Source organism: Variovorax cryoconiti, from assembly GCF_051216395.1.
In the GTDB taxonomy this organism is placed as follows: domain Bacteria; phylum Pseudomonadota; class Gammaproteobacteria; order Burkholderiales; family Burkholderiaceae_C; genus Variovorax.
On record NZ_JBPJZI010000014.1, the window covers coordinates 25,894 to 51,962 of the forward strand.

Consider the following 26,069-nt stretch of genomic DNA (forward strand, 5'->3'; position numbering starts at 1 on the left):
CGGCCTGGGGCCTCGATCTCCCCCGGCCAACTTCAGTTCAACGATTCATCAATGACCACCATCCGCGTTAAAGAAAACGAGCCCTTCGACGTCGCCCTTCGTCGCTTCAAGCGCACCATCGAAAAGCTCGGCCTGCTGACCGACCTGCGCGCCCGCGAGTTCTACGAAAAGCCGACCGCCGAGCGCAAGCGCAAGAAGGCTGCGGCCGTCAAGCGCCACTACAAGCGCGTGCGCAGCATGCAGCTCCCCAAGAAGCTGTTCTAAGCACTCCGTCACTGGCCGCGCGCCAGTGAACCGAGCCGCGCCGGGGTAACCTGCCGCGGCTTTTGTTTTTTGTCAGCCGAGAAGAAAGACAGTCATGACCCTCAAGGAACAGATCACCGACGACATGAAGACGGCCATGCGCGCCAAGGACAGCGAGCGCCTGGGCACCATCCGGCTGCTGCTGGCCGCGATGAAGCAGAAGGAAGTCGACGAGCGCGTCGAACTCGACGACGCCCTGGTCGTGGCCATCGTCGACAAGATGGTCAAGCAGCGCAAGGACTCGATCGCCGCCTTCACGACCGGAGGCCGCGCCGATCTGGCCGACAAGGAAGCCGCCGAGATCAAGGTGCTGGAGGTCTACCTGCCGCAGCGCATGAGCGCCGACGAGGTGGCTGTCGCGGTGAAGGCCATCGTCGCCGAACTCGGCGCCACGGGCCCCGGCGACATGGGCAAGGTGATGGGCACGGTCAAGACCCGTCTGGCCGGCAAGGCCGACATGGGCCAGGTCAGCGCCGCGGTCAAGGCGGCCTTGTCGGGCGCCTGATGCGCGAGCCGGTCCACAAGGCCTGCGCCTGCCTGGTGGACAGCCGCGGCCGCCTGCTGGTGTTCGACCACCCGGAAGACGGCGGCATGCAGTTGCCCAAAGGCACGGTCGAGCCCGGCGAGACGCCCGAAGACGCCGTGCGACGCGAGTTGCTGGAGGAATCGGGCATCGCCTATGAAGGCGCACTGGAGCCGCTGGGCACGATGGACCGCGAGTGCGAGGCCGGTGTGGAAGGCAACGTGCACCGGCACGCCCAGCTCTGGCACATCTATCTGATGCGGACGGACGGCGTGCTGCCCGAGACCTTCGAGCACACCGCCAGCGGCAGCCCGGAAGAAGACGGCCTCGTCTTCCGCTTCCGGTGGCTCGCGCCGGATGCGCCGCTCGACGGCTTCGCCGAGCCCTACCGCCGCGCCATCGCCGTGGCGCGTGCAGCCATCACGCCGCCACGCACACCCTGATCAGCTGCCCGCGATCTTCATCCGGTCGATGAGGATCGAGCCGGTGGTCTTGGCGCCATAGTTGTAGGCGTCGGCGCCCACCGCCTGGATGCCCATCAGCATGTCCTTCAAGTTGCCGGCGATGGTGATCTCCTGCACCGGGAACGCGATGCGGCCCTTCTCGACCCAGAAGCCGCTGGCGCCGCGCGAATAGTCGCCGGTCACGTAGTTCACGCCCTGCCCCATCAACTCGATCACGAACAGGCCGGTGCCCAGCTTGCGCAGCATCTCGTCGAGGTCGTCGCCGGCCTTCGTCAGGCGCGAGCGCAGCGTCAGGTTGTGCGAGCCGCCGGCGTTGCCGGTGGTCTTCATGCCCAGCTTGCGGGCCGAGTAGGTGCTGAGGAAGTAGCCCTCGAGCCGGCCGCCGTCGACGATCTTGCGGGCCCGCGTGGTCACGCCTTCGTCGTCGAAGGGCGCGCTGCCCTTGCCGCGCTTGATGTGCGGGTCTTCAGCCACGTCGATGTGCTTGGGCAGCACCGGCTTGCCGAGCGAATCGAGCAGGAAGGTGCTCTTGCGGTAGAGCGCGCCGCCGCTGGTGGCCTGCACCAGTCCGCCCAGCAGGCCGGCGGCCAGCGGCGATTCGAACAGCACCGGACACTGCGTCGTCTTGATCTTGCGCGATTTCAGGCGCGACAGCGCGCGCTCCGCCGCATAGCGGCCCACCGACTCCGGGCTGGCCAGCTCGTCGGCCGAGCGCATCGAGCTGTACCAGGCGTCGCGCTGCATGCCGTCGCCCTTGCCGGCGATCGGCGCCACCGAGATGGAGTGCCGCGAGCTGGCATAGCCGCCCCGAAAGCCGTGCGTGTGGGCGCTGAAGAAATGGCTCTGCTGGGCCGAGACGCCCGCGCCTTCGCTGTTGGTGATGCGCTTGTCGGTCGACAGGGCCGCGGCCTCGCATTCCAGCGCCAGCTTGGCGGCGTGTTCGCTGTCGATGTCCCAGGGGTGGAACAGGTCGAGGTCGGGCTGCTCGCGCACGATGTCGGCCTCATCGGGCAGGCCGCCGACCGGGTCTTCGGCGGTGAAGCGTGCGATGTCGTAGGCGGCCTGCACCGTCTGGGCAATGGCGGCCTCGGAAAAGTCCGAGGTGCTGGCGTTGCCGCGGCGGTGGCCGACATACACCGTGATACCCAGCGACTTGTCGCGATTGCGCTCGACGTTCTCCAGTTCTCCCTTGCGCACCGACACGCTCAGGCCGCAGCCTTCGGAGGCCTCGGCCCCCGCGTCGGTGGCGCCGAGCTTCTTGGCATGCGCCAAGGCCGAGTCGACCAGGTTTTCGAAGAAGGAGCGGCTGTAGGCAAAGCCGGACGCGGGGCGCGTGGAGGGTGTCGTCATGTGTTGGCTATGATACTTGGCCCCCTGTTCCCTCTATCGCGCGGTCCTTTGCGGCCCAGGATTTTCCGATGTCCCGCAAACCCAAAAAAGGCTACTACGTCCGTGGCGAATTCGTTGCCGAAGGCAGCGAGCTCGACCTGGAGCTCAAACGCGAGCTCAAGGGCACCGACGACGCCAGCAAGACCGACCTCAAGCGCGAAAGCGCCGAGCTGCAAAAGCTCGGTGAAGACCTGCTCGGTCTGCGCGCCGGCCTGTTCGACCAGTTGCCGCTCGGCGAGAAGCTGGCCGACGCCATCGTCGAGGCGCGCCGTATCACGAATTTCGAAGGCAAGCGCCGCCAGATGCAGTTCATCGGCAAGCTGATGCGCGCACTCGACCCCCAGGTGCTCGATGCCGTGCGCAGCGCGCTCGACGAGCAGCACAGCGGACCCGCCGAGGAAACCGCCATGCTGCACGAGGCCGAGCGCTGGCGCGACCGGCTCATCGCCGACGACGACGCGCTCGGCGGCTGGATCGAGACCCATCCCGACACCGACAGCCAACAGCTGCGCGCCCTGGTGCGCCAGGCCCGCAAGGACATCAAGGCCGGCAAGCCCGGCGAAGCGCCGCGCCAGGCCAAGGCCTACCGCGAGGTGTTCCAGCTGGTGCGCGCGCAACTGGCCGCCCATGCAGGCAGCGACCGTGCGGCCGAGGCCAGCGAGGAATCGCGGGAGCGCGACGCATGAGCACTCCGGACCCGGTCCGCATCGGCATCGTCTCGGTCAGCGACCGCGCCTCCACCGGCGTGTACGAAGACAAGGGCCTGCCAGCATTGAAGGACTGGCTGACGCGCGCCCTGCGCAACCCGATCGACTTCGAGGCGCGGCTGATCCCCGACGAGCAGGCCGGCATCAGCGCCACGCTGATCGAACTGGTCGACGCCGGCTGCTCGCTGGTGCTGACCACCGGCGGCACCGGCCCCGCCCTGCGCGACGTCACGCCCGAAGCGACGCTGGCCGTGGCGCACAAGGAGATGCCGGGCTTCGGCGAGCAGATGCGGCAGATCAGCCTGCGCTTCGTGCCCACCGCCATCCTGTCGCGCCAGGTCGCGGTGATTCGCGACCGCGCGCTGATCCTCAACCTGCCGGGCCAGCCCAAGGCCATCGCCGAGACGCTCGAAGGCCTGAAGAACGCCGACGGCTCGCAAGCCGTGCCGGGCATCTTCGCGGCCGTACCCTACTGCATCGACCTCATCGGCGGGCCGTACCTCGAGACCGACGACACCGTCTGCAAGGCCTTCCGGCCGAAGTCGGCGATCCGCCCGGCCCGCGCCTGAGCCGACGCGCCTTAACACGGCGCGCTCCCCGTGGAAATCCCGACGCTGCACTGCAGCAGAGTGCGGCATAGTCGCGGCCTGCCTGCGCGCCGGCATGTCCCGCGCGCAGTCTTTTTCAAAACAGGAGACACCGCATGAAGTTGAACCGACTGGCCGCTGGCCTGGTTCTGGGAATGGGCCTGGCCTGCGCCGCGTTCGCGCAGACCACCATGAAGATCAGCATTTCGACCGCGCAGAACTCGCACCAGGGCGTCGCCATCGACACCTTCGCCAAGGAAGTCGCGACCCGCACCGGCGGCCGCTACAAGGTCGAGACCTTCTACAACGGCGCACTCGGCGGCGAACGCGAATCCATCGAGGCAGTTCAGCTCGGCACGCAAGAGCTGGCCTTCTCGTCGACCGGCCCCGTCCCCAACTTCGTGCCTGAGACGAAGATCCTCGATGTGCCCTTCCTGTTCCGCGACAAGGCGCACGCCCGCGCGGTGCTCGACGGCCCGATCGGCCAGGACCTGCTCGCCAAGTTCGACGCCAAGGGCTTCAAGGCACTGGCCTGGGGCGAGAACGGCTTCCGCCACATGACCAACAGCAAGCGCGACGTGAAGGCGCCGGAAGACTTGAAGGGCCTGAAGATGCGCACCATGGAGAACCCGGTGCACATCGCGGCGTACAAGGGCCTGGGCATCATCACGACGCCGATGGCCTTCCCGGAAGTCTTCACCGCGCTGCAGCAGGGCACGGTCGACGGCCAGGAGAACCCGCTGCCGGTGATCATGTCGGCCAAGTTCTCGCAGGTGCAAAAGCACCTGTCGCTGACCGGCCACGTGTATTCGCCCTGCATCTTCGTGATGAACAAGGCCAGCTTCGACAGGCTCAGCGCCGCCGACAAGACGGCCTTCCTCGAAGCCGCGAAGGTGGCCGTGAAAGCCAACCGCGACCGCGTCGACCAGGACGACGCCAACGGCGTGAAGGAACTGCGCGCGCAAGGCATGACCGTGATCGAGAACGTCGACAAGGCGAAGTTCGTCGCCATGCTGGCGCCGGTCAACGCCGACTTCGAGAAGCAGTTCGGCAAGGCCAACCTCGACAAGATCCGCGACGTGAAGTGATGCCCGGGCCGCCGTCCCGCGCGGGATGGCACCGGGGCCCGCCGCAGCTTTCGGCGGGCTTTTTGTTTTTGAGAACGGCGTAGAGATGAAAGATAAATTCCTTGGTCTGGAGCGCTGGACAACCGGCGCGTCCATGGTGCTCGCCTGCCTGATGCTGGTGGTTGCCTCCTCGCTCGGCGTGTTCCAGATCGTCACGCGCTTCGTGCTCGAGCAGCCCGCCGAGTGGAGCGAGATCCTCATCCGGGTCAGCCTGATCTGGATGGTGTTCCTGGGCATTCCCATGGCCTTCCGCCAGGGCGCGATGGTGAGCGTCGACGTGCTCTACCGCTGGAGCCCGCCGCGCTTTCGCCGCGTGCTCGACGCCGTCGTGAGCATCGCCGCGCTGGTGCTGATGCTGGTGATCCTCTGGTACGGCTGGGACTACGCGATGCGTGGCCGCGTGCAGTCGATGGCCGGCCTGGAGAGCCTGTCGATGGTCTGGGCCTACCTGGCGCTGCCGGTGGGCGCCGTGTTTTCCCTGTTCGGCATCGCCGGCAATTTCCTCGATCCGAAGCGGCTTGAGCTGGAGACCGCGCAATGAGCGCCGCGCCGGGCCGCCCCGAGCAAGCGAACGGCCCCCTCGGGGGGCAGCGAGGACATGAAATGCCGAGCGTGGGGGTGACATCATGACGCCCATGATGGTCGGCACGATGGTGCTGTGTTTCGCGCTGTCGGTGTCGGTGGCGGTCTCGATCGGTCTCGCATCGATTGTCGGCATCCAGGTCAATGGCGCCAACATGCTGATCTCCGCCAAGGAGATCTTCAACTCGATCAACAAGTTTCCGCTGGCCGCCATTCCCTTCTTCATCCTGGCCGGCAACCTGATGGAAACCGGCGGCATCTCGCGCCGCCTGGTGGAGTTCGCCAAGAGCATCGTGGGCGGCGTGCAGGGCGGCTTGCCGATGACCTGCGTGCTCACCTGCATGATCTTCGCGGCGGTGTCGGGCTCGTCGGTGGCCACCACCTTCGCCATCGGCGCGATCCTGATCCCGGCGCTGATCAAGCACGGCTACCCGACCTCGTACGCCGCCGCGCTGCAGGCCACGAGCGCAGAGCTGGGCGTGATCATCCCGCCGTCGATCCCGATGATCCTGTATGGCGTGAGCGCCGAGGTGTCGATCGGCGAGCTGTTCATCGCGGGCTTTGGCCCGGGCATCCTGATCAGCCTGGCGTTGATGCTCTTCGTGTGGGTCTACTGCAAGTTCAAAGGCTGGGGCAAGAACGACGGCGACGGTCGCATGCCCTTCGGCCGCGCGCTGTGGCAGGCCGGCTGGGCGCTGCTGATGCCGGTGATCATCCTCGGCGGCATCTACGGCGGCGTCTTCACGCCGACCGAGGCGTCGGCGGTGGCGGTGTTCTATGCGCTGGTCGTCGGCATGGTGATCTACCGCGAGATCAAGGTCACCGACCTGTTCGTGATCCTGCGCAAGTCGGTGCTGTCGTCGGCGGTGATCATGTTCATCATCGCCAACGCCGGCCTGTTCGCCTTCCTGATCACCCGCGCCGGCGTGCCCGACGCCATCGGCCGCTGGCTCCAAGAGGTGCTGCAGTCGCCCGCCATGTTCCTGCTGGGCGTGAACGCGGCGCTGTTCATCATCGGCATGTTCATCGAGACCAGCGCGGCCATCATCGTGCTGGCGCCGATCCTGGCGCCGGTGGCGATGCACTTCGGCATCGACCCGGTGCATTTCGGGCTGATCATGGTGGTCAACCTGGCGCTCGGCATGATCACGCCGCCCTTCGGCGTGAACCTGTTCGCGGCCTGCACCGTGGCGCGAATATCCCTGGACCGCATCGTGAAGGACCTGATCCCCTTCGTGCTGGTGGTGCTCGGCTGCCTGATGCTGATCACCTACTTCCCGGCGATCTCGCTCACGCTGCGCGACCTGGTCTACGCAAAATAGCGCACGCCTGCGCACGGGCGTGACAGCGGCCTTCATGCCGCTGTCACGCCCTGCCCCGATGCTGGCGAGCCCATCCTCTGCCAGGCATCCGATGTTCTTCAGCAAGACCGACAAGGCCCGCGACGAATTGCGCCCCGGCCGCCGCACGCTGACGCAGCGTGAGCGCGCCGTGCTGCTGATGGCCGACGGCCAGCGCTCGGTGACCGACTTCGTGCCGCTCTTCAGCGACCGCGACGAGGCGCTCCGCGTGGCGCGCCACCTGTTGCACGAGGGCTACCTGCATGCGCCGGATGCGCGCTTCGACGCGCCAGCCGTCGTCGTGGCGGATGTGCCCGAGTCGTCGGCAGCCGCTGCGCCCGACACCGCATCGGCCGACCCTTTCGACGGCAAGCCGTCGCTCGCCACCACCCGCATGTTCCTGTTCGACCTGTGCGAGCGCATGTTCGCGCGGCGCGACCCGGCGATGGCGCAGGTCTTGCGCGACACGCTGCGCGAGGCGCGCGACCGCGCGTCCATGCTGACGGTGGCCGACACGATGCTCTCCGAGATCCGACAGGCGGCCGGCGACGAGCGTGCCGACGCCATCCAGGACCGCATCGCCAAGTTGTTGCCAGCCGAAACGGTGCACTGAGCCCGCGCCGATCCACTACACTCGCCCGGGTCAGGAGAGCGCCCGCAACGGGCCGCCGAAGGCGCAGGAACCCATCCGAACGCTCAGGTACCAAGGACTGACGAGGCGCCCGTTCATCCGGGCGTTTCCTTGCTGGAGAGAGGTCGGTCGTCCATCGCGACACGCCGGCCCACCGAAGGAGCAAACCCTAAGCCTCTGAAAAGGCGGGGCGAATCTCTCAGGTAGAGCGGACAGCAGGGGTGGCCCATGACTTGCGTCGTGGATTTCGTCTGCCCCTGTTTTGGAGAGCGCCCATGGCTGCTTCCGACGATTCGCTTCAGCTCCAGAAGACCCCGCTGCACGCCCTGCACGTCGAACTCGGCGCCCGCATGGTGCCCTTCGCCGGCTACAGCATGCCGGTGCAGTACCCCGCCGGCCTGATGGCCGAGCACAAGCACACCCGCACGGCCGCTGGCCTGTTCGACATCTCGCACATGGGCCAGCTGCGCCTGGTCGGCCCCGGCGCCGCTGCCGCGTTCGAGACGCTGATGCCGGTCGACGTGGTCGACCTGGCGCCCGGCAAGCAGCGCTACGGCCTGCTGCTGAACGACGCGGGCGGCATCCTCGACGACCTGATGTTCTTCAACGAAGGCCACGGGTCGCTCTTTGTGATCGTGAACGGCGCCTGCAAGGTGGCCGACATCGCCCACATCCAGCAGAAAATCGGCGCGCGCTGCGACGTGCAGCCGATGCCCGACCACGCGCTGCTCGCGCTGCAAGGGCCGCAGGCCGCCGCCACACTGGCCCGCCTGTCGCCGGGCGTCGAGCGCTTCGTCTTCATGACGGGCGGCGCGGTGCAGATCGGCGGCGATGACGTGAAGATCTCCGCTTTCGTCACCCGCAGCGGCTACACCGGCGAAGACGGCTTCGAGATCTCGGTGAAGGCCGGCGACGCCGAGGCGCTGGCCCGCCTGCTGCTGGCGCAGCCCGAGGTGCAGCCCATCGGCCTGGGCGCGCGCAACTCGCTGCGGCTGGAAGCCGGGCTCTGCCTCTATGGTCACGACATCGACGAAACGACCACGCCGGTCGAGGCCTCGCTCAACTGGGCGATCCAGAAGGTGCGGCGCACCGGCGGCGCGCGCGCGGGCGGTTTCCCGGGGGCCGACAAGGTGCTGGCCCAGCTGGCGGCCGCGGCATCGGGTGCGGCCGGCATCGCCGACCATGACACGCTCAAGCGCCGCCGAGTCGGCCTGGTCGCGCTGGAACGCATCCCGGTGCGCGACGGGACGCCGCTGGAGTCCTTCGAAGGTGTCGCCATCGGCCAGGTCACCAGCGGCCTGCTCGGGCCAACCGCCGACCGGCCGATCGCCATGGGCTACGTGGCCACCGCCTTCGCTGCGCCCGGCACGCGCCTGCAGGCCATCGTGCGCGGCAAGCCGGTGCCGATGGAGGTCACCACCCTGCCCTTCGTGCCGACCCGATACTACCGAGGCTGATTTCTTTTTCACCCCTTATCAGGAGCCCCCATGAGCACCAAATTCACCAAGGACCACGAGTGGGTCCAGGCCGCTGGCGACACCGCGATCGTCGGCATCACCGTGCATGCGCAGGACGCGCTCGGCGACGTCGTGTTCGTCGATCTGCCTGACGTCGGCAAGACCTTCGCGCAGGGCGAAGTCGCCGGCGTCGTCGAATCGGTCAAGGCCGCCGCCGATGTCTTCATGCCCGTCTCGGGCGAGATCACCGAAGTCAACGAAGCCCTGCGCGCCGACCCCTCGCTGGCCAACAGCGACCCGCTGGCGGCCGGCTGGTTCTTCAAGGTCAAGCTGAGCGAGCCCGCCCAGCTCGACGCCCTGCTCGAAGCCGCCGACTACGACAAGTTCGCAGCCGAGAGCTGATCCCCGCCTTTCCTCTTCGCCCCATCGCTTCATGCCCATGCCGACGCCATCCTTCCCCACCCTGCGCGAACTCGAGAACGCCGACGAGTTCATCGCCCGTCACATCGGCATCGAGCCGGCCGACGAGGCACGCATGCTGCCGGTCATCGGTTCGGCCACGCGCGAGGAACTGATCGACGGCATCGTGCCGCCGGCCATCCGCCGCACGCGGCCGATGCAGCTTCCCGCCCCGGTGAGCGAGGCCGACGCGCTGGCCGAGCTGAAGGCGATGGCGGCGAAGAACAAGGTGGCGCGCAACTTCATCGGCCAGGGCTACTACGGCACCCACACGCCCGGCGTGATCCTGCGCAACATCCTCGAGAACCCGGCCTGGTACACGGCCTACACGCCCTACCAGGCGGAGATCTCGCAGGGCCGCATGGAAGCGCTGGTCAACTTCCAGACCATGGTCTGCGACCTGACCGGCATGGCGATCGCCAATGCGTCGATGCTCGACGAAGCGACGGCCGCGGCCGAGGCGATGACGCTGGCCAAGCGCAGCGTGAAAAGCAAAAGCAACATCTTCCTGGTGGCCGGCGACTGCCACCCGCAGACCATCGAAGTCCTGCGCACGCGCGCGGCCCCCCTGGGCATCGAGATCAAGGTGAGCACTGCGTCCGAAACGCTGCCGCACCTCATGACCAGCGGCGACTTCTTCGGTGTGCTGGCGCAGTACCCCGGCACCACCGGCCAGGTGCACGACCTGCGTCCGCTGGCCGGCCATGCGCATGCCTGCGACGCCGCGCTGTGCGTGGCGGCCGACCTGCTGGCGTTGACGCTGCTGGCGCCCCCCGGAGAGTGGGACGCCGACATCGTCTGCGGCACCACGCAGCGCTTCGGCATGCCGATGTGCAACGGCGGCCCGCACGCCGCCTACCTGGCCTGCCGCGACGCGTTCAAGCGCTCGCTGCCGGGTCGCCTGGTCGGCGTGAGCGTCGACGTGCACGGTTCGCCGGCCTACCGCCTCGCGCTGCAGACGCGCGAACAACACATCCGCCGCGAGAAAGCCACATCGAACATCTGCACGGCGCAGGTGCTGCCGGCCGTCGTCGCGAGCATGTACGCCGTGTACCACGGCCCCGCCGGCCTCACGCGCATTGCGCAGCGGGTGGCGGCGCTCACCGGCATCCTGGCCGCGGGCCTCGAGCAGATGGACCGCGAGCTGGTCAACACCACCGCCTTCGATTCGCTGACCGTGAAGACTGGCGACGACACCGCCGCCATCCTCGCGCACGCGAACGCGGCCGGCGTCAACCTGCGCCATCGGCTGCAGCAGCACCTGGGCATCTCGCTCGACGAGACGACGACGCGCGCCGACATCGAGACGCTGTGGGCGCTGTTCGTGCCCACCGGCACGCCGATGCCGCGCTTCGAGGAACTGGCCGACACCGCCCCGGTGCGCATTCCGGACGACCTGCGCCGCACCTCGGCGTTCCTCACGCACCCGGTGTTCAACACGCACAAGAGCGAGACGGCGATGCTGCGCTACATCCGCAGCCTCTCCGACAAGGACCTGGCGCTCGACCGCAGCATGATCCCGCTGGGCAGCTGCACCATGAAGCTCAACGCGACCAGCGAGATGATCCCGATCACCTGGCCCGAGTTCGCGAACATCCACCCCTTCGCGCCGGCCGACCAGTTGCAGGGCTACGCCGAGCTCGACCAGCAGCTGCGCGACTGGCTCTGCGAAGCCACGGGCTACGCCGGCATCAGCCTGCAGCCCAACGCCGGCTCGCAGGGCGAATACGCCGGGCTGCTGGCGATCAAGGCCTTCCACGTGGCTCAGGGCGAAGGCCAGCGCAACATCTGCCTGATTCCCTCGTCGGCGCACGGCACCAACCCGGCGAGCGCCCAGATGGCCGGCATGCAGGTGGTCGTGACCGCCTGCGACGCACAGGGCAACGTCGACCTCGACGACCTGAAGCGTGCCTGCGAAAAGCACAGCGCGAACCTGGCCGCGGTGATGATCACCTACCCCAGCACCCACGGCGTGTTCGAGACCCGCGTGAAAGAGTTGTGCGAGCTGGTGCATGCACACGGCGGGCGCGTGTACGTCGACGGCGCCAACATGAACGCGCTGGTCGGCGTGGCCGCACCGGGCGAATTCGGCGGCGACGTGAGCCACCTGAACCTGCACAAGACCTTCTGCATCCCGCACGGCGGCGGCGGCCCGGGCGTCGGCCCGGTGTGCGTGGTCGAAGACCTCGTGCCCTTCCTGCCGGGCCACGCGACGGCCGGTGTCGGTGGGCATGACGTGGGCGCGGTCTCGGCGGCACCACTGGGCAATGCGGCCGTGCTGCCGATCAGCTGGATGTACTGCCGCATGATGGGCGCGGCCGGCCTGCAGGCCGCGACCGAGACCGCGATCCTGTCGGCCAACTACATCAGTGCGCGATTGAAGGACCACTACCCCACGCTGTACGCGAGCCCGAACGGGCATGTCGCGCACGAGTGCATCCTCGACCTGCGCCCCATCAAGGACCGCTGCGGCGTGACCGCCGAAGACGTGGCCAAGCGCCTGATCGACTATGGCTTCCACGCGCCCACGCTGAGCTTCCCGGTGCCCGGCACGCTGATGGTGGAGCCGACCGAGAGCGAGCCGCTGGCCGAGCTCGACCGCTTCATCGACGCGATGATCGCGATCCGCGGCGAGATCCGCAGGGTGGAAGAAGGCGTCTGGCCGAAGGAAGACAACCCGCTCAAGCACGCGCCGCACACCGCCGCCAGCCTGATGACCACCGAGTGGACCCACCCCTACTCGCGCGAACTTGGCGCCTACCCGCTGGTTGCTCTCAAGCAGGCCAAGTACTGGTCACCGATCGGGCGCGTCGACAACGTCTACGGCGACCGCAACCTGTTCTGCAGCTGCGTGCCGGTGGGCGACTACACGACGGGCTGATCACGGCGGCACAATCGATGTTTCCCATTCCAAGGAGAGACATCGATGAGTGAAACGAAGCAGCCCCTCGACGGGCAGATCGCCTGGGTCACCGGCGGCGGCAGCGGCATCGGACTGGCCGGTGCCATCGACCTGGCGAAGGCGGGTTGCCAGGTCGTGATCTCGGGCCGCGAGGCGGCCAAGCTCGACGCGGCGATCGCCGAAGCCGAGGCCAAGGGCGCACCGCGCGGCCGCATCACGGCGATGGCGCTCGACGTGGGCGACCGCCCCGCCGTCGACGCCGTGGCTGCCGCCATCGAGGCGCGGCACGGCGGCGTCGACATCCTGGTCAACAGCGCCGGTGTCAACTTCCCCAAGCGCTTCTGGAGCGAGACCGACGGCGACACCTTCGCGAAGGTGATCAACATCAACCTCAACGGCGCGACCTTCTGCACGCTGGCGGTGCTCAAGGGCATGCAGGCCCGGCGCCGCGGCACGGTAATCAACATCGCGTCCTTCGCCGGCTGGCATCAGAGCTACCTCACCGGCCCGGCCTACGTGGCGAGCAAGGCGGGCCTCACGGCGATGACGCACAACTTCAACATCGAGCAATGCGTCCACGGCCTGCGCGCGACGGCCGTGTGCCCGGGCGAAGTGGCCACGCCGATCCTGAAGAAGCGCCCGGTCGAGCCGAGCGCCGAGGACAAGGCGCTGATGCTGCAGGAGGACGACATGGGCCGCACCATCCGCTTCATCGCCGAGATGCCGCCGCACGTGTGCATCAACGAGCTGGTGATCGCGCCGGTGCACAACCGCATCTACATCGGCGGCAGCGAACTGCAGCGCCGCTGACGGGGACGCGCGCTCAGTTCGGTAGAGCGGCCGCCCAGGCCATGACCTCGGGCAGCGGTGCCGGCCGCGCGAACAGGTAACCCTGCACCAGCCGGCAGTCCAGCAGAGTCAACACTTCCAGTTCGGCCTTGGTTTCGACACCCTCGGCCACGACGAGGATGTCGAGCGAGTTGCCCAGCTGCACGATCGAATTGACCAGCACCGCGTTGCCGGGGGAGGTTTCCAGCCCGTCGATGAAGCTGCGGTCGATCTTGACCTGTCGCACGTAGTCGCTGCGCAGCGAGGCCAGCGACGAGTAGCCCACGCCGAAGTCGTCGACGGCGATCGCCACGCCCGCGGCCGACAGCGCGCTCAAGCGGCCGCGCGTGGCCTGCGTATCGAGGGCGACCTCTTCGGTGATCTCGATCTGCAGCCGGCAGGTGGCGATGCCGCGCGCCGCCAGCGTCCCCAGCACGATCTCGTCGACCGCCAGCTGGGCCATCTCGCGCGGCGACACGTTCATGGCCACCGGCACGCCGGACAGCGGTGAACCGGGCGCGTCCAGTTGCTGCATCGCGAGGCAGATCTCGTCGAGGATGTAGCGCAGCAGGTTCTCGGCGATGCCGGTGCTGGCGGCCGCAAACACCACGTGCTCGGGCGAAATGCGGCCATGGCGGGGATGCTTCCAGCGTATCAGCGCCTCCAGGCTGTGAATGCGTCCGCTCTGGCGCTCCAGGATCGGCTGGTACCACAGCTCGATGCTGCGCGACTGGATCGCCCCCAGCAGGTCGCGCTCCACGTCGCGGCGTGTGGCCAGTTGCAGGTTCAGCGCCTCGTCGACCACCTGGTAACGGTTGCGGCCGGCCCGCTTGGCTTCGTAGAGCGCCTCGTCGACGACGCTGATCAGGTCGGTGAACTCCAGCGCGTCCGCCGCCTGGAACTTCAGGACACCGACGCTCACGCCCAGATGTCCACCGTAGTGCGAGGTCGCGAAGGGAATGGAACGGATCAGGGCCTCGGCCAGCATCTCCGGCGTCTTCAACCCGCCCGGGCTGTACAGGATAGCGAACTCATCGCCGCCCCATCGGCCCGCCACCGCCTGCAGGCCGTCGAGTTCGCTCGTCAGCCAGCGGGCCACATCTTCCAGGACCCGATCGCCGACCTTGTGGCCGAAGATGTCGTTGACGGTCTTGAACCCGTCCAGGTCGAGCAGCATGAGGCAGTGCGACTGCTGCGGATGTTCGTCCAGATGGGCGGCAACGGCCTGGGTGAAGCCTTCGCGGTTGAGCAGCCCCGTGAGGAAGTCGTGCGATGCCCGGCGGGCCAGCGCCTGCGTCGACGCCTGCAGCGACTGGTGTGCCTGGTGCAGCCGTGCCGCGAGTTCGGTGGCCTCGTTCTTGAGCCGGCTGCCGGCGCGGAAGGCCTTCTCGCTCACCAGCGAGCCGCGTGTGAGACCGACGAAGTACAGCAGCACCATCGCAGCCAGGCTGACGTTCTCGAAGCCGCCGGCGATCACCAGGGACACCATCACCGAGAGCAGCGTCGGCAGGATGAAACTCAGCGGTGCCAGCGCATAGGCGCTGCTGTAGGTCACGGCGCCCGCGCAGGTGCCGCAGACGATCGTCAGGTAGAACACCGTCTGCGGCGAGGTGTAGCCGTCGCACAGAAAGGCCACCAGGGCCCACACGCAGCCCGACACGCCAGCGGCGATGGCCGTCCACCGCAGCTGCCATTCGACCCAGCGGGCGTTGGCCAGGCTGATGTCGCCGCCCTGCGCCGCCGTGGCGGCCGAGCGCTCGAGCAGGCGCCGACTCGTGATGATGCGCACCACGCTGACCGTCAGCGTCAGCATCAGCCAGGCAAGCCCCATGACGGGGCGGCCCGACTTGATCGCCACCAGCGCCGCAGTGCAGCTCAGCACGATGCTGATCGGCATGCCCGCCAGCACGCTGCGCCGCACCGACACCAGTTGGTCGACGCGAACCATGCGCGCCAGGAGCAGGTGGTCGGCCGAGGCGATGGGCGTCGAGGAAGGCGCGCTGTGGTTCATGAAAAAGCAGACCGGCGCCAGCGCGGGGCCGCGGACGAGACAGGAAGGACCCGCCGAAGTGTACAGAGCGATTCCTACCGTGCGTCCGGACGCCTCAGCCGCTCACAGCACGACCCAGGTCGGCGCATGGTCGCTCGCGCCGGCGCGCCCGCGGACGTCGCGGTCGACGCCGGCGTCCTGCAGCTGCGGCGCCAGGTCGGCACTCAGCAGCAGGTGATCGATGCGCAGGCCCGCGTTGCGCGGCCAGCGGTTGCGCCAGTAGTCCCAGTAGGTGTAGATGCGCTCGTCGGGGTGGCGGGCACGCAGCGCATCGGTCCAGCCCTGCGCGAGCAGGCGCGCGAAGGCCTCGCGGCTGGCCGGCTGCAACAAGGCGTCGTCGCGCCAGGATGCCGGGTTGTAGATGTCGACGTCGGTCGGCACGACGTTGTAGTCGCCGGCCAGCACCACCGGCAGGCCGCAACCGAACAGCCGCTTCGCATGCGCGTTGAAATGCTCGAACCAGGCGAGCTTGTAGTCGAACTTCGGGCCGGGCTGCGGGTTGCCGTTGGGCAGGTAAAGGCACCCGATCACGATGCCGTCGACCACCGCCTCGAGGTAGCGGCTCTGCGGGTCGTCCTCGAAGCCGGGCAGGCCGCGGCCGGTCTCGATGGGCTCGCGGCCACGGGCGAGGATCGCCACGCCGTTCCACGACCGCTGCCCGTGCCACACCACCCCGTAGCCGGCCGCCCGGATCGCCTCGGCCGGGAAGTTGGCATCGGGCGACTTCAGTTCCTGCAGGCAGGCCACGTCGGGCTTCGATTCAGCCAGCCATTCCAGCAGCCGTGGCAGGCGACCGTTGACGCCGTTGACGTTGAAGGTCGCGATCTTCATGAATCAGCGCTTCACGGCGCCGGTCGCCACCTGCGCGCGAAACGCACGCAGCTTGGCCTTGAGCCGCCGCTCGTTCGCCAGGCCCACGCGCACCATTAGCTTCTGGCCGCTGGACATCGATTCGAGCGCCGGGTCGACGTACTCGTAACGCGTCCAGGGCCGTTCGGCCGTGAACTCGCCGCGCACCTCGGTCAGCTGCACCTGCACCGGGCCGGTCGGCTCGGGGGTCTCGAGCAGGTGGTCGATGACGGCCACCAGGCGGTCGTTGAAGTAGCGGCCCGGGTAGCCAAGCTCCTCGTAGGCCTGCTGGAACAGCGGGTAGAAGCGCGCGTAGAGCGACGCCGCGCGTTCGGCGTCCACCGCCTCCACCATCTGGGTGAAGGCGGCATAGCGCGCGCCGTTGGCCTGGCCGATGGTCGTGCGCGCCGCGCCGGCGTCGACGGTGAAGCGTTCGGGCGCCGGCACCATCGGCCACATCCGCGACGGCGCCTGCGCACGCGGCAGGTTGTCGATCGTCGCGACCACGCGCCGCACGAAGCCGTCGATGTTGAGCAACGTGGTGACGCGCTGGGCGCCCAGCAGATCGGTCAGCGCCTTTTTCGCCTGGGCGTCCGAATCGCCCAGCGCGGGCAACACGGCGTCGGGTTCGGCCAGCGCATCGACCGGGTTCTGCGGGCCCATGGCCGAGACCGGCGGTGCGGGCGGCGGCGCATCGGGCACGGCCGGTGCGGTGGCAGCGGGCGGCATCACGGGCACGACCGCGTCGCGCTGCGACCAGTACCACCAGCCCCCGGCGGCAAGGGCGATCAGCACCCCCACGACGACGGCCTTCACGGGCGACTGTCGGGCGGCAGGCCGGAAATCGGGTTCACGCTCGGACATGGGGGACACTTCCTTTCGAGCGCCGTGGCGGCGCGGCCCTCCATTGGAAACCATGCGCCATCGTGCGCCGTAACCTCATGTGAACATTCCGACCTCGCCACCCCTTCGCTCAGGCGTAGTCGAGCGGCAGCGCGGTGGTGTACTTGATCTGCTCCATGGCAAAGCTCGAACTCACATCCGACAGCTCGATCTCGCGGATCAGGCGCTTGTAGACCGCGTCGTAGGCCTTGATGTCGGGCACCACGACCCGCAACAGGTAGTCGTCGTCGCCGCTCATGCGATAGAACTCCACGATCTGCGGGATGGCCGCCACCACGGCGCTGAATCGCTTGAACCACTTCTCGTTGTGCTGGCTGGTGCGGATGGCGACAAAGACCGTGACGCCCACGTTGAGCTTGTCGGGGTCGAGCAGTGCCACACGCTGACGGATGTAGCCCTCGCGCTCGAGCCGCTGGATGCGGCGCCAGCACGGCGTGGCCGACAGGCTCACCTGCTCGCTGATCTCCTGCAGCGAAGCGCTCGCATTGACTTGCAGCAGTTCGAGGATCGCCTTGTCGATCTTGTCCATCGAGTATCCCAATCCAATATGGATGTCATGTTGAGAAGAATTTTGCTCGATGACGGCTCGATGAGGCAAATTTCAGCAAAAGAAACCACACCGCCCTTTCTAGACTGGAACACCGCCACAGCCCTTCCTGAAAGACCAGTCCGTTGACCTCCTTCGATTCAGAAACCGTTCTGGTACGCACCGGGCGCGACCCCTCCAGCCATGGCGGCATGGTGAACACGCCGGTGTTCCGCGGCTCGACCATCCTGTCGAATTCGCTCACGGAGTGGGAGTCGCGCAAGCTCCCCGGCAACCCCTATGCGTCGTACGGCCGCTTCGGCACGCCCACCACGCGCGCCCTCGAAACCGCACTGGCAGAACTCGAAGGCGGCTACCGCTCCATCGTGTTTCCATCAGGCTTGGCCGCTTGCACCCACAGCCTGCTCGCCCTGCTCAAGCCCGGCGACCACGCGCTCATCAGCGACAGCGTCTACGGCCCAACGCGCAGCTTCGCCACGAAGGTGCTCACGCGCTTCGGCATCGACGTGGAGTTCTTCGACCCGCTCGCGGGCGGCGAGATCCGCCGGCAGATCCGGCCGTCCACGCGTGTCGTGTTCGTCGAGTCGCCCGGCTCCACCACCTTCGAGGTGCAGGACATCCCCGCCATCGCCGAAGAAGCGCACAAGGTCGATGCCTTCGTGGTCATGGACAACACCTGGGCCACGCCGCTGTTCTTCAAGCCCTTCGAGCATGGCGTGGACATCTCGGTGCAGGCCGCGACGAAGTACATCGTCGGCCATTCCGACGCGCTGCTCGGCGCGGCCACGGCCAACGAACGCGCCTGGCCGCTGCTGCAGCAAACCGCCCACGACTTCGGCCAGACGGCCGGGCCGGACGACCTCTACCTCGCGCTGCGGGGCCTGCGCAGCCTGTCGGTGCGCCTGCATCGCCACTGGGAAAACGGCGTGCTGCTGGCCGAGAGCATGGCGCGCCATCCGATGGTCGCCCAGGTGCTGCATCCGGCACTGCCCGGCGATGCCGGCCACGCGCTGTGGCGCCGCGACTTCCGCGGCGCGAGCGGGCTCTTCGGCGTAGCGCTGAAGCCGGTCGGCCGCGAGGCCCTGGGCGTGTTTTTCGACAGCCTCGAGCTCTTCGGCATCGGCCTGTCCTGGGGCGGCTACGAAAGCCTGGCGCTGCCGATGGATGCACCCACGCGCGCCGTCCGGCCGTGGGCGCTCGAAGGCCCGCTGCTGCGCATCCATGCCGGGCTGGAGTCCTGCAACGATCTGATGCGCGACATGCAGTCGGCGCTCGACCGCATGCAGCGGCACCTCTGATCCCTTGGCGCCGAGCGCGTCTGCATGCTGCATCTATCGGCCCGCCTCGCGCGGGCCGTTTGCATGGGACGCCGCCAGCCGCCAGCGCGGCACGTCAGGCTGCATCGAATCGTGCATGCCCCGTGCACGAGGCGCACCCTTTTCAGGCGCGGCCTGTTCGCGCCATGATGTCGTTTGCGATGCCACGGCATGACGGGGCCTACGTGCACGGGGAAATTTTTGTCGCCACGGCCGCAAGCAAGGCAAACGTTGTTCGCGCACAATCCCCGCCCCGGCTTCTGTTGGAAATATTTTTCTCGTTATATCGATATGGCGAAAACTTATATCTAACGATCACCGAACTCTTGTTGATAAATTACTACTTGGCATGGACATTGCCTTGACAAGCCATCCCCTTCCAACGAGGACCGCATGACCCCATCCCTCCGCTCCAGCCGCACCATCGCCCTGCTCTCGGCGGCGCTCTCCCTCTTCGTTCAGGCGGCACCCGCTGCCGCGGAAGAATGGCCGACCAAACCCATCACGATGATCATGGGCTTCCCCGCCGGCTCCGGCGTCGATGTGGTGGCCCGCGCCATCCAGGAGCCACTGGCCAAGCAGCTGGGCCAGCCGGTCATCATCGACTACAAGGCTGGCGCGGCCGGCAACATCGCGAGCGAATACGTGGCGCGTGCCAAGGCCGACGGCTACACGCTGGCCTTCGGCACCGCGGCCACGCACGGCAGCAACGCCGCGCTCTACAAGAAGCTGCCCTTCGACGTGGAGGACGACTTCGTCGCCGTGGCGCCGGTGCTCGACGTGTCGAACGTGCTCACCATCAACCCCGAGGTGATGAACGTGACCACGCTCAAGGAATTCGTCGACCTGGTGAAGGCCAACCCGGGCAAGTACAACTACGCCTCCACCGGCAATGGTGCGGGCACGCACATGGCCTTCGCGGAGTTCAATTCGCGTCTGGGCCTGCAGATGACGCACGTGCCCTACAAGGGCGGTCCCGAAGCCATCAGCTCGGTGGTCAAGGGCGAGACCTGCTGCATCATGAACCAGGTGCAGACCGTGCTGCCGCAGTACAAGGCCGGCAAGGTCCGCCTGCTGGGCGTGACGACCGCCGCGCCCGTGACCGCGGTGAAGGAAGTGCCGACCATCGCCGCCAGCGGCCTGCCGGGCACGAAGGGTTTCGACAGCTCCATCTGGTTCGCGGTGTTCGCCCCCAAGGGCACCGACCCGAAGATCGTCGACAAGCTCAACGGCGCCCTCAAGGCGGTGCTCGAAGACAAGGAACTGCGCGCCAGGTTCGAAGCGCAGGGCAACACGGTGCGCATCGAATCGCCGGCCCAGTTCAAGAAGACGGTGCACGACAACCGCGTGAAGTGGGCCGAGGTGGCCAAGGCGGCGAACATCAGCATCGATTGACCCGAAGCCGCACGCCTTCCATGACCACGACACTCTCTCCCACCGCCCCCGGGCTGGCCGCGCTCGAGCAGCGCCTGGCCAAGGACCTCGAATGCCTGGGCTGGCCGGCCCGCGACTGGATGCCGCAGCAGGCCCCCGAAGGCGGCGTGCCCGTGCTCGACGTCGCCATCATCGGTGCCGGCCAGGCCGGTCTGGCGGCCGCGGCCGCGCTGGCGCAGCAAGGCATCCACGCCGTGGTGTTCGACCGCGCGCCGCGCGACTTCGAAGGCCCCTGGGCCACCACCGCGCGCATGGAAACGCTGCGCTCGCCCAAGGAACTCACCGGCCCGGCGCTGGGCCTGGCCGCGCTCACCTTCCGCGCCTGGTTCGAGGCGCAGTTCGGCGCCGACGCCTGGACGCAGCTCGACAAGATCCCGCGCCTGCAGTGGATGGACTACCTGCGCTGGTACCGCCGCGTGATGGCGGTCGACGTGCGCAACGACACCACCATCACCACCATCACGCCCCGGGCCGACGGCAAGGTGCTGCTGGCGCTGCAGACGCCGGCCGGCGATTCGCGCGTGCTGGCGCGCCGCGTGGTGCTCGCCACCGGCCGCGACGGCCTCGGCGGCCCGGCCGTGCCGGCCTTCGTGCAGGCGCTCGACCGCAGCCAGTGGGCGCACTCGTCGGACGTGATGGACTACGCGCAGCTCGAAGGCCTGCGCGTCGGGGTGATCGGCGCCGGCTCTTCCGCCATGGACAGTGCCGCGACCGCCCTCGAGATCGGCGCGAAGAGCGTCGACCTGCTGATCCGCCGCGACGACCTGCCGCGCATCAACAAGTCCAAGGGGGCCGGCGTGCCGGGCCTGACGCAGGGTCACTTCGACCTGCCCGACGAGCTGAAATGGCGGCTGCGTCACTACATCAACGTGGCCAACGTGCCGCCGCCGCACGGCAGCACGCTGCGCGTGTCGCGCCACCCGAATGCGCGCTTCAACTTCGGCTGCCCGGTGCTGGCGATCGAGCGCGACGGCCAGGCCATGCGCGTGCGCACCCCCAAGGGCGAATTCGCCTTCGACTTCCTCATCGTCTCGACCGGTTTCAAGATCGACTGGAACGTGCGCCCCGAGTACACCGCCATCGCGCCGCATGTGCGCGCCTGGAAGGACCGCTTCACGCCCGCACCCGGCACCGACGACACGGAGCTCGCCGACTCGCCCGACCTCGGCCCGGTCTTCGAGCTGCAGGAAAAGACCGCCGGCGCCTGCCCCGGCCTGGACCGCATCCACTGCTTCTGCTACCCGGCCACGCTCTCGCACGGCGCAGTGTCGGGGGACATCCCGGCCATCAGCGACGGCGCACGCCGCCTGGCCAACGGCATCGCCAGCCTGTTCTACCGAGAAGACTTCAAATACCACTTCGCGCGCCTCGAAGCCTATGACGACCCGGAACTGCTGGGCAACGAGTGGACGCCGGCCTGAGCACACGCACCTCCTTGACGAACCCTTGATCTCCGAGAACCACATGACAAGTCCATCCCCCATCGACGTGATCGACCACGCCGTGCCTCTCGCGCCGACACAGGCAACGCACGCCGTTCGCCACCAACGCACGAAAGTCGTGGCCGCCACGCAAGGCAGCTACGAAGGTCTCTTCACACCCCAGATCGAAGGCATCTCGGTGGTCGAGCGCCTGCTGACGGCCTTCCACGCCTGCCGCCTGTCGAAGGCCGACAGCCTGGCCGCGCACTACCGTGAACGCCTGGTCGCCGAGAAGGCCGACGCCGCGCTGATCGCTACGGTGGAAACGGGCCGCATCGCGGCCATCGACGATGCGCGCATCGCCACCATCCTCGGCTTCACCACCAAGCTGATCGAGCGCCCCATCGACGGCGACCGTGACGCGGTGCAGGCGCTGGTGAAGGCCGGCATCTCCACGCCGGCCATCGTGGCGCTGGCGCAGCTCATCGCCTTCCTGTCGTACCAGGTGCGCGTCGTCGCGGGCCTGAAGGCCATGGCGGCTGCGGAGGTGGTGGTATGAGCGGCGTCATCACCATCAACGGCTTCACCAACGAAGTGCTGGACTGGGCCTCCTGGCTCGACACGGTGAAGCTCGAAGACGCCACGCCCGAACAGATCGCCGCGCTCGACGAGATGAGCCCGACCGCCAAGCAGTCGGCCTACTTCCTGCTGCTGGCGCACCAGCCCGAGATCCTGCTGCAGCGCTCCATCGCCTTCAACGCGATCATGTTCGCGCCCGGCGGCATGCCGCGCGCCGAGCGCGAGCTGGGCGCCACGGTCGAATCGCGCATCAACGGCTGCGTGTACTGCACCTCGGTGCATGCGCAGCGCTTCGAGCAGCTGGCCAAGCGCAGCGACGTGATCGAACAGGTCTTCGAGGACCCGGCCACCGCCGGCACGACCGAGCGCGAGAAAGCCATCGTGCAGTTCTCGGCCGAGCTCACGCTGCGGCCCGATGCGGTGTCGGCCGAGCATGTGCAGGCCCTCAAGGCCGTCGGCCTGACCGACATCGAGGTGCTCGACCTGGTCCATTCCGTCGCGCTCTTCGCCTGGGCCAACCGCCTGATGCTGAACCTGGGCGAGCCGATCTTCCCCGCGCCCGCCGCCGCCTGACCCCTTTTCCCCCTTTCTCATCGGAAGCTCCCATGACATCCATCCTCCGTACCGCCCTGCCCGCCGTGCTGGCCGCCGCCCTCGGCCTTGCTGCCTCGGCTGCCCTGGCGCAGAACAAGATCGTGATCGGCTACCAGTTGCCGCTGTCGGGCGACAACTCGCAGTACGGCACGCTGTTCAAGAACTCGGCCACCCTCGCGCTGGACGACTTCAACAAGGCCGGCAAGCTCAAGGGCAGCACGGTCGAGATCCGCTACGAGGACAGCAAGAGCGACGCCAAGGAAGGCGTGAACATCGCCAAGAAGTTCTCCGACGACGCCGCCATCGTCGGCGTGCTGGGCGACTTCAACTCCACGGTTTCGATGGCCGCGGGCCAGGTGTACGCGCAACAGAAGGTGCCGCAGCTGTCGCAGACGGCGTCGCACCCCGACTTCCTGAAGATCAGCGACTGGCAGTTCCGCAACATCACGACGATGGAGATCGAGTCGCCCTTCATCGCCAAATGGCTGGCCGAGAACGGCCTGAAGAAGTACGCCGTGGTCGCCATCCAGAACGACTGGGGCCTGAGCGCGGTGAAGGCCTTCACCGATGCCGCCAAGGCGGCGGGCACGCAGATCACCAGCACCGAGTTCTTCAACCCGGGCAACCGCGACTTCCGCTCAATCATCACCAAGCAGAGCCGCGACAAGCCCGATGCGATCGTGATGTTCATGTTCTACGAGGAAGGCGCTTCGTTCCTGCAGCAGCGCACGCAGCTGGGCGTGAAGACCCCCATCTACGGCGCCTCGTCGATGTATGCGCCCAAGCTCATCGAGCTGGCCGGCCCGAGCGCCAACGGCGTGAAGTTCCCGACCACCTTCGTGGCGAGCAACCCGGCACCGAAGGTCAAGGCCTTCGTCGACGACTACAAGAAGCACTACAGCGCCGAGCCCAGCATGTTCGCCGCGCAGGCCTTCGACGCCACCAACATCATGCTCGACGCCATCGTCGCGGCCGGGCCCAACCCGACGCGCCAGAAGGTGCGCGACGCGCTCGCCGCCACCAAGGGCTTCCCGGGCGTGACCGGTGACACCACCTTCGACCCGAAGACCCGCGAGCCGTCGAAGGGCCTCACGCGCATGGAAGTGAACGCGGGCGCCTTCACCGTCGTCGCGAAGTAAGGCGCGGGCCCTCATGTTCGATGCCTTCCTGGTCCAGCAGCTCGCCAACGGCCTGAGCCTTGGCCTGGTCTATGCGCTGATGGCGATCGGCTTCACGCTGATCTTCGGTGTGCTCAATGTCGTGAACTTCGCGCATGGCGAGATCTACATGCTGGGCGCTTACGCCGGCCTGCTGTTCATCACCAGCACGGCGCCGCCGCTGTTCGCGGTGCTGCTGTTCGTGCTGGCGGTGGGCGCTGCGCTGGGCTTCAGCCTGGAACGCATCGCCTTCCGGCCCTTCCGTCGCTTCCGCGACGAGGCCTCGCTCAAGTCGAAGGCCATCCGCGAGGCGACGCTGCTGTCGTCGCTCGCGCTGTCGATCGTCATCCGCGAGCTGGTCGAGAAGTTCTTCGGCGCCAGCATGCAGACCATTCCGCAGGACTACCTGCTGATGACGCCGATCGAGATCGGCCCCATCTCGTTCTCCAGCGGCCAGTTCGTGATCTTCGGGCTGTCGATCGTGATGCTCGCGGGCCTGTACTTTCTGCTGTTCCGCACGCGCATCGGCCTGTCGATCCGCGCGGTGGCGAACAACCCGATGGGCGCGATGTATGTCGGCCTCAACACCGAGCGCACCATCGTCGCGACCTTCGTCATCGGCTCGATGATGGGTGCGGTGGCAGGCCTGGTCGTGGGCCTGTACCAGGGCTCGATCTTTCCGTCGATGGGCTTCACACCGGGCGTGAAGGCCTTCGTCGCGATGGTCATGGGCGGGCTCAGCTCGATCGGCGGTGCGGTCGTGTGCGCGCTGATCCTGGGCATGGCCGAGGCGCTGACCACCACCTTCGTCGCGCAGGGCTGGGGCGACATGGTCGCCTACCTGTTCCTCCTGATCACGCTCGTCTTCTTCCCGACCGGCCTGTTCGGCGGCGGACGCGAACGCGCCTGATGACATGAAATCACCCAAGACTCTCACCTTCGCGCTGCTCGCGGTGCTGCTGCTGGTGGTGCCGGCCATCGGCCTCGCGGCCGGCGGCGGCTACGTCTTCCGCATCGCGACCACCATCTGCGTGTTCTCGATCCTCACGCTCAGCGCCAACCTCATCACCGGCACCACCGGGCTGCTGTCGCTGGGGCATGCGGCGTTCTACGGCATCGGCGCCTATGCGGCCGCGCTGCTCGGCACCGCCTTGCACTGGCCCGTGTGGTTGACGATTCCGGTGGCCGGCATCGTCACCGCCTGCGCGGGCGTCCTGCTGGCGCTGCCGACGATGCGGCTGGTCGGCATCTATTTCGCGGTGGCCACGCTGGGCGTGGGCGAGATCATCCACGTCACGCTGCTCAACTGGGTCGGCTTCACCCGCGGGCCGATGGGCATCACGGGCATTCCGTCGCTCGGCCTGCCGGGTCTGCCGGCCCACAGCGACATGGCGGCCTACCTGGTCACCGCCCTGTGCCTGGCGGTCACCGTGGCCGTGGTGCACCGGCTGTCGCACTCGTACTTCGGCAACGCACTGCGTGCGGTGCGCGAGGACGACCAGTGCGCCGAGGCCATGGGCCTGAACGTGGTGCGCCTGAAGATCCAGGTCTTCGGCTTCTCCTGCTTCTTCGCGGGCGTAGCGGGTGCGCTGTGGGCGCACAGCACCGGCTACGTGTCGCCGGCCGACTTCCGCTTCTCGGAGTCGATCCTGATCCTCTCGATGATCGTGGTCGGCGGCCTGGGCAGCCTGCCGGGCGCCATCATCGGCGCGGCCCTGCTGATCGGCCTGCCGGAGCTGATGCGCCCCATCGGCGATTTCCGCATGATCGTGGTCGGCCTGGTGATGTTCCTGTCGATCATGTTCCGGCCCAAGGGCCTGTTCGGCGAGGTGTCGGCCATCGAGTTGGTGCGCAAGCGCTTCGGCGCGGCCTGGCGCCCATCCGGCACGCTGGGCTGGCGCTGACCGGGGACGACACGCC

The 26,069-nt window shown here is 67.8% G+C and carries 26 protein-coding genes and 2 riboswitches; of the genes, 21 read left to right on the forward strand and 5 right to left on the reverse strand.

From position 1 onward, the window contains the following. The first annotated feature begins 51 nt into the window (after nt 1-51). From rpsU to ACSFA2_RS23935, 3 genes are all read left to right on the forward strand, one after another. Nucleotides 52-264 carry a 30S ribosomal protein S21 gene (gene rpsU, locus ACSFA2_RS23925; RefSeq protein ID WP_068628364.1) on the forward strand — a complete coding sequence of 71 codons (213 nt, stop codon included), beginning with the start codon at nt 52-54 and terminating at the stop codon, nt 262-264. 94 nt (nt 265-358) lie between these two features. After that, nucleotides 359-808: a GatB/YqeY domain-containing protein gene (locus tag ACSFA2_RS23930; protein WP_435457826.1), complete on the forward strand. Its 450-nt coding sequence runs from the start codon at nt 359-361 to the stop codon at nt 806-808. Next, nucleotides 808-1,269, forward strand: a complete 462-nt coding sequence (locus ACSFA2_RS23935; RefSeq protein ID WP_435457827.1) for an NUDIX domain-containing protein — start codon at nt 808-810, stop codon at nt 1,267-1,269. Before ACSFA2_RS23930 ends, ACSFA2_RS23935 begins: the two co-directional genes overlap by 1 nt. On the opposite strand, the gene pmbA is transcribed toward ACSFA2_RS23935, so the two are convergent. Next, nucleotides 1,270-2,640, reverse strand: a complete 1,371-nt coding sequence (pmbA, locus tag ACSFA2_RS23940; protein WP_435457828.1) for a metalloprotease PmbA — start codon at nt 2,638-2,640, stop codon at nt 1,270-1,272. Nucleotides 2,641-2,708: 68 nt separating this feature from the next. Here pmbA and yjgA point away from each other — a divergent pair, with 68 nt between their 5' ends. The 10 genes from yjgA to ACSFA2_RS23990 all read left to right on the forward strand — a co-directional run bounded on the left by yjgA (nt 2,709) and on the right by ACSFA2_RS23990 (nt 13,281). Further along, nucleotides 2,709-3,365, forward strand: coding sequence for a ribosome biogenesis factor YjgA (yjgA, locus tag ACSFA2_RS23945; RefSeq protein ID WP_435457829.1), 657 nt, complete (start codon nt 2,709-2,711; stop codon nt 3,363-3,365). Beyond that, a complete protein-coding gene (mog, locus tag ACSFA2_RS23950) occupies nt 3,362-3,955 on the forward strand; it encodes a molybdopterin adenylyltransferase (RefSeq protein ID WP_435457830.1) in 594 nt (197 codons plus the stop codon). Before yjgA ends, mog begins: the two co-directional genes overlap by 4 nt. A gap of 134 nt (nt 3,956-4,089) precedes the next feature. Further along, nucleotides 4,090-5,061: a TRAP transporter substrate-binding protein gene (locus ACSFA2_RS23955; protein WP_435457831.1), complete on the forward strand. Its 972-nt coding sequence runs from the start codon at nt 4,090-4,092 to the stop codon at nt 5,059-5,061. Between the two features lie 85 nt (nt 5,062-5,146). Continuing rightward, entirely contained in the window at nt 5,147-5,641 is a 495-nt protein-coding gene (locus ACSFA2_RS23960) for a TRAP transporter small permease (protein ID WP_435457832.1), read from the forward strand. An 85-nt stretch (nt 5,642-5,726) separates the two neighbouring features. After that, the gene (locus ACSFA2_RS23965; RefSeq protein ID WP_435457833.1) at nt 5,727-7,004 is read left to right on the forward strand and encodes a TRAP transporter large permease; all 1,278 of its coding nucleotides are present in this window, start codon (nt 5,727-5,729) and stop codon (nt 7,002-7,004) included. Nucleotides 7,005-7,095: 91 nt separating this feature from the next. After that, nucleotides 7,096-7,635, forward strand: coding sequence for a hypothetical protein (locus ACSFA2_RS23970; protein WP_435457834.1), 540 nt, complete (start codon nt 7,096-7,098; stop codon nt 7,633-7,635). Nucleotides 7,636-7,656: 21 nt separating this feature from the next. Then, nucleotides 7,657-7,745: riboswitch (glycine riboswitch) on the forward strand. A gap of 12 nt (nt 7,746-7,757) precedes the next feature. Then, nucleotides 7,758-7,879, forward strand: a riboswitch (glycine riboswitch). Between the two features lie 49 nt (nt 7,880-7,928). Further along, nucleotides 7,929-9,110, forward strand: a complete 1,182-nt coding sequence (gene gcvT, locus ACSFA2_RS23975; protein WP_435457835.1) for a glycine cleavage system aminomethyltransferase GcvT — start codon at nt 7,929-7,931, stop codon at nt 9,108-9,110. A 30-nt stretch (nt 9,111-9,140) separates the two neighbouring features. Beyond that, a complete protein-coding gene (gene gcvH, locus ACSFA2_RS23980) occupies nt 9,141-9,512 on the forward strand; it encodes a glycine cleavage system protein GcvH (RefSeq protein WP_435457836.1) in 372 nt (123 codons plus the stop codon). Nucleotides 9,513-9,549: 37 nt separating this feature from the next. After that, nucleotides 9,550-12,450 (forward strand): aminomethyl-transferring glycine dehydrogenase, encoded by a 2,901-nt coding sequence (gene gcvP, locus ACSFA2_RS23985; RefSeq protein WP_435457837.1) that lies wholly within the window; start codon nt 9,550-9,552, stop codon nt 12,448-12,450. A 45-nt stretch (nt 12,451-12,495) separates the two neighbouring features. Further along, the gene (locus tag ACSFA2_RS23990; RefSeq protein WP_435457838.1) at nt 12,496-13,281 is read left to right on the forward strand and encodes an SDR family oxidoreductase; all 786 of its coding nucleotides are present in this window, start codon (nt 12,496-12,498) and stop codon (nt 13,279-13,281) included. Nucleotides 13,282-13,294: 13 nt separating this feature from the next. Here the strand turns inward: ACSFA2_RS23990 and ACSFA2_RS23995 are convergent, their stop codons facing one another. The 4 genes from ACSFA2_RS23995 to ACSFA2_RS24010 all read right to left on the reverse strand — a co-directional run bounded on the left by ACSFA2_RS23995 (nt 13,295) and on the right by ACSFA2_RS24010 (nt 17,630). Further along, on the reverse strand, nt 13,295-15,310 hold the full coding sequence (locus tag ACSFA2_RS23995) for a putative bifunctional diguanylate cyclase/phosphodiesterase (RefSeq protein ID WP_435457839.1): 2,016 nt from the start codon (nt 15,308-15,310) through the stop codon (nt 13,295-13,297). 102 nt (nt 15,311-15,412) lie between these two features. Next, nucleotides 15,413-16,180 carry an exodeoxyribonuclease III gene (locus tag ACSFA2_RS24000; protein WP_435457840.1) on the reverse strand — a complete coding sequence of 256 codons (768 nt, stop codon included), beginning with the start codon at nt 16,178-16,180 and terminating at the stop codon, nt 15,413-15,415. A 3-nt stretch (nt 16,181-16,183) separates the two neighbouring features. Continuing rightward, the gene (locus ACSFA2_RS24005) at nt 16,184-17,062 is read right to left on the reverse strand and encodes a DUF3014 domain-containing protein (protein ID WP_435457841.1); all 879 of its coding nucleotides are present in this window, start codon (nt 17,060-17,062) and stop codon (nt 16,184-16,186) included. A gap of 109 nt (nt 17,063-17,171) precedes the next feature. Next, a complete protein-coding gene (locus tag ACSFA2_RS24010) occupies nt 17,172-17,630 on the reverse strand; it encodes an Lrp/AsnC family transcriptional regulator (protein WP_286645386.1) in 459 nt (152 codons plus the stop codon). A 143-nt stretch (nt 17,631-17,773) separates the two neighbouring features. Here ACSFA2_RS24010 and metC point away from each other — a divergent pair, with 143 nt between their 5' ends. The 8 genes from metC to ACSFA2_RS24050 all read left to right on the forward strand — a co-directional run bounded on the left by metC (nt 17,774) and on the right by ACSFA2_RS24050 (nt 26,053). Continuing rightward, nucleotides 17,774-18,946 (forward strand): cystathionine beta-lyase, encoded by a 1,173-nt coding sequence (gene metC, locus ACSFA2_RS24015; RefSeq protein WP_435457842.1) that lies wholly within the window; start codon nt 17,774-17,776, stop codon nt 18,944-18,946. Nucleotides 18,947-19,357: 411 nt separating this feature from the next. Then, nucleotides 19,358-20,359: a Bug family tripartite tricarboxylate transporter substrate binding protein gene (locus ACSFA2_RS24020; protein WP_435457843.1), complete on the forward strand. Its 1,002-nt coding sequence runs from the start codon at nt 19,358-19,360 to the stop codon at nt 20,357-20,359. Nucleotides 20,360-20,379: 20 nt separating this feature from the next. Next, complete coding sequence (locus ACSFA2_RS24025) at nt 20,380-21,819, forward strand: NAD(P)-binding domain-containing protein (RefSeq protein WP_435457844.1); 1,440 nt, start codon at nt 20,380-20,382, stop codon at nt 21,817-21,819. A 43-nt stretch (nt 21,820-21,862) separates the two neighbouring features. Further along, a complete protein-coding gene (locus ACSFA2_RS24030) occupies nt 21,863-22,378 on the forward strand; it encodes a CMD domain-containing protein (protein ID WP_435457845.1) in 516 nt (171 codons plus the stop codon). Beyond that, nucleotides 22,375-22,971, forward strand: a complete 597-nt coding sequence (locus tag ACSFA2_RS24035) for a peroxidase-related enzyme (protein ID WP_435457846.1) — start codon at nt 22,375-22,377, stop codon at nt 22,969-22,971. Before ACSFA2_RS24030 ends, ACSFA2_RS24035 begins: the two co-directional genes overlap by 4 nt. Before the next feature lie 32 nt (nt 22,972-23,003). Then, nucleotides 23,004-24,131, forward strand: coding sequence for an ABC transporter substrate-binding protein (locus ACSFA2_RS24040; protein ID WP_435457847.1), 1,128 nt, complete (start codon nt 23,004-23,006; stop codon nt 24,129-24,131). 13 nt (nt 24,132-24,144) lie between these two features. Then, nucleotides 24,145-25,059, forward strand: a complete 915-nt coding sequence (locus ACSFA2_RS24045; protein WP_286645381.1) for a branched-chain amino acid ABC transporter permease — start codon at nt 24,145-24,147, stop codon at nt 25,057-25,059. Between the two features lie 4 nt (nt 25,060-25,063). Continuing rightward, nucleotides 25,064-26,053 carry a branched-chain amino acid ABC transporter permease gene (locus tag ACSFA2_RS24050; protein ID WP_435457848.1) on the forward strand — a complete coding sequence of 330 codons (990 nt, stop codon included), beginning with the start codon at nt 25,064-25,066 and terminating at the stop codon, nt 26,051-26,053. Nucleotides 26,054-26,069: the final 16 nt, after the last annotated feature.

Excerpts from the sequence above, each read along its gene's own strand:
- rpsU (WP_068628364.1), top strand. The coding sequence starts at position 52 with ATGACCACCATCCGCGTTAAAGAAAACGAGCCCTTCGACGTCGCCCTT.
- ACSFA2_RS23930 (WP_435457826.1), top strand. The coding sequence starts at position 359 with ATGACCCTCAAGGAACAGATCACCGACGACATGAAGACGGCCATGCGC.
- ACSFA2_RS23935 (WP_435457827.1), top strand. The coding sequence starts at position 808 with ATGCGCGAGCCGGTCCACAAGGCCTGCGCCTGCCTGGTGGACAGCCGC.
- pmbA (WP_435457828.1), bottom strand. The coding sequence starts at position 2,640 with ATGACGACACCCTCCACGCGCCCCGCGTCCGGCTTTGCCTACAGCCGC.
- yjgA (WP_435457829.1), top strand. The coding sequence starts at position 2,709 with ATGTCCCGCAAACCCAAAAAAGGCTACTACGTCCGTGGCGAATTCGTT.
- mog (WP_435457830.1), top strand. The coding sequence starts at position 3,362 with ATGAGCACTCCGGACCCGGTCCGCATCGGCATCGTCTCGGTCAGCGAC.
- ACSFA2_RS23955 (WP_435457831.1), top strand. The coding sequence starts at position 4,090 with ATGAAGTTGAACCGACTGGCCGCTGGCCTGGTTCTGGGAATGGGCCTG.
- ACSFA2_RS23960 (WP_435457832.1), top strand. The coding sequence starts at position 5,147 with ATGAAAGATAAATTCCTTGGTCTGGAGCGCTGGACAACCGGCGCGTCC.
- ACSFA2_RS23965 (WP_435457833.1), top strand. The coding sequence starts at position 5,727 with ATGACGCCCATGATGGTCGGCACGATGGTGCTGTGTTTCGCGCTGTCG.
- ACSFA2_RS23970 (WP_435457834.1), top strand. The coding sequence starts at position 7,096 with ATGTTCTTCAGCAAGACCGACAAGGCCCGCGACGAATTGCGCCCCGGC.
- gcvT (WP_435457835.1), top strand. The coding sequence starts at position 7,929 with ATGGCTGCTTCCGACGATTCGCTTCAGCTCCAGAAGACCCCGCTGCAC.
- gcvH (WP_435457836.1), top strand. The coding sequence starts at position 9,141 with ATGAGCACCAAATTCACCAAGGACCACGAGTGGGTCCAGGCCGCTGGC.
- gcvP (WP_435457837.1), top strand. The coding sequence starts at position 9,550 with ATGCCGACGCCATCCTTCCCCACCCTGCGCGAACTCGAGAACGCCGAC.
- ACSFA2_RS23990 (WP_435457838.1), top strand. The coding sequence starts at position 12,496 with ATGAGTGAAACGAAGCAGCCCCTCGACGGGCAGATCGCCTGGGTCACC.
- ACSFA2_RS23995 (WP_435457839.1), bottom strand. The coding sequence starts at position 15,310 with ATGAACCACAGCGCGCCTTCCTCGACGCCCATCGCCTCGGCCGACCAC.
- ACSFA2_RS24000 (WP_435457840.1), bottom strand. The coding sequence starts at position 16,180 with ATGAAGATCGCGACCTTCAACGTCAACGGCGTCAACGGTCGCCTGCCA.
- ACSFA2_RS24005 (WP_435457841.1), bottom strand. The coding sequence starts at position 17,062 with ATGTCCGAGCGTGAACCCGATTTCCGGCCTGCCGCCCGACAGTCGCCC.
- ACSFA2_RS24010 (WP_286645386.1), bottom strand. The coding sequence starts at position 17,630 with ATGGACAAGATCGACAAGGCGATCCTCGAACTGCTGCAAGTCAATGCG.
- ACSFA2_RS24020 (WP_435457843.1), top strand. The coding sequence starts at position 19,358 with ATGACCCCATCCCTCCGCTCCAGCCGCACCATCGCCCTGCTCTCGGCG.
- ACSFA2_RS24025 (WP_435457844.1), top strand. The coding sequence starts at position 20,380 with ATGACCACGACACTCTCTCCCACCGCCCCCGGGCTGGCCGCGCTCGAG.
- ACSFA2_RS24030 (WP_435457845.1), top strand. The coding sequence starts at position 21,863 with ATGACAAGTCCATCCCCCATCGACGTGATCGACCACGCCGTGCCTCTC.
- ACSFA2_RS24035 (WP_435457846.1), top strand. The coding sequence starts at position 22,375 with ATGAGCGGCGTCATCACCATCAACGGCTTCACCAACGAAGTGCTGGAC.
- ACSFA2_RS24040 (WP_435457847.1), top strand. The coding sequence starts at position 23,004 with ATGACATCCATCCTCCGTACCGCCCTGCCCGCCGTGCTGGCCGCCGCC.
- ACSFA2_RS24045 (WP_286645381.1), top strand. The coding sequence starts at position 24,145 with ATGTTCGATGCCTTCCTGGTCCAGCAGCTCGCCAACGGCCTGAGCCTT.
- ACSFA2_RS24050 (WP_435457848.1), top strand. The coding sequence starts at position 25,064 with ATGAAATCACCCAAGACTCTCACCTTCGCGCTGCTCGCGGTGCTGCTG.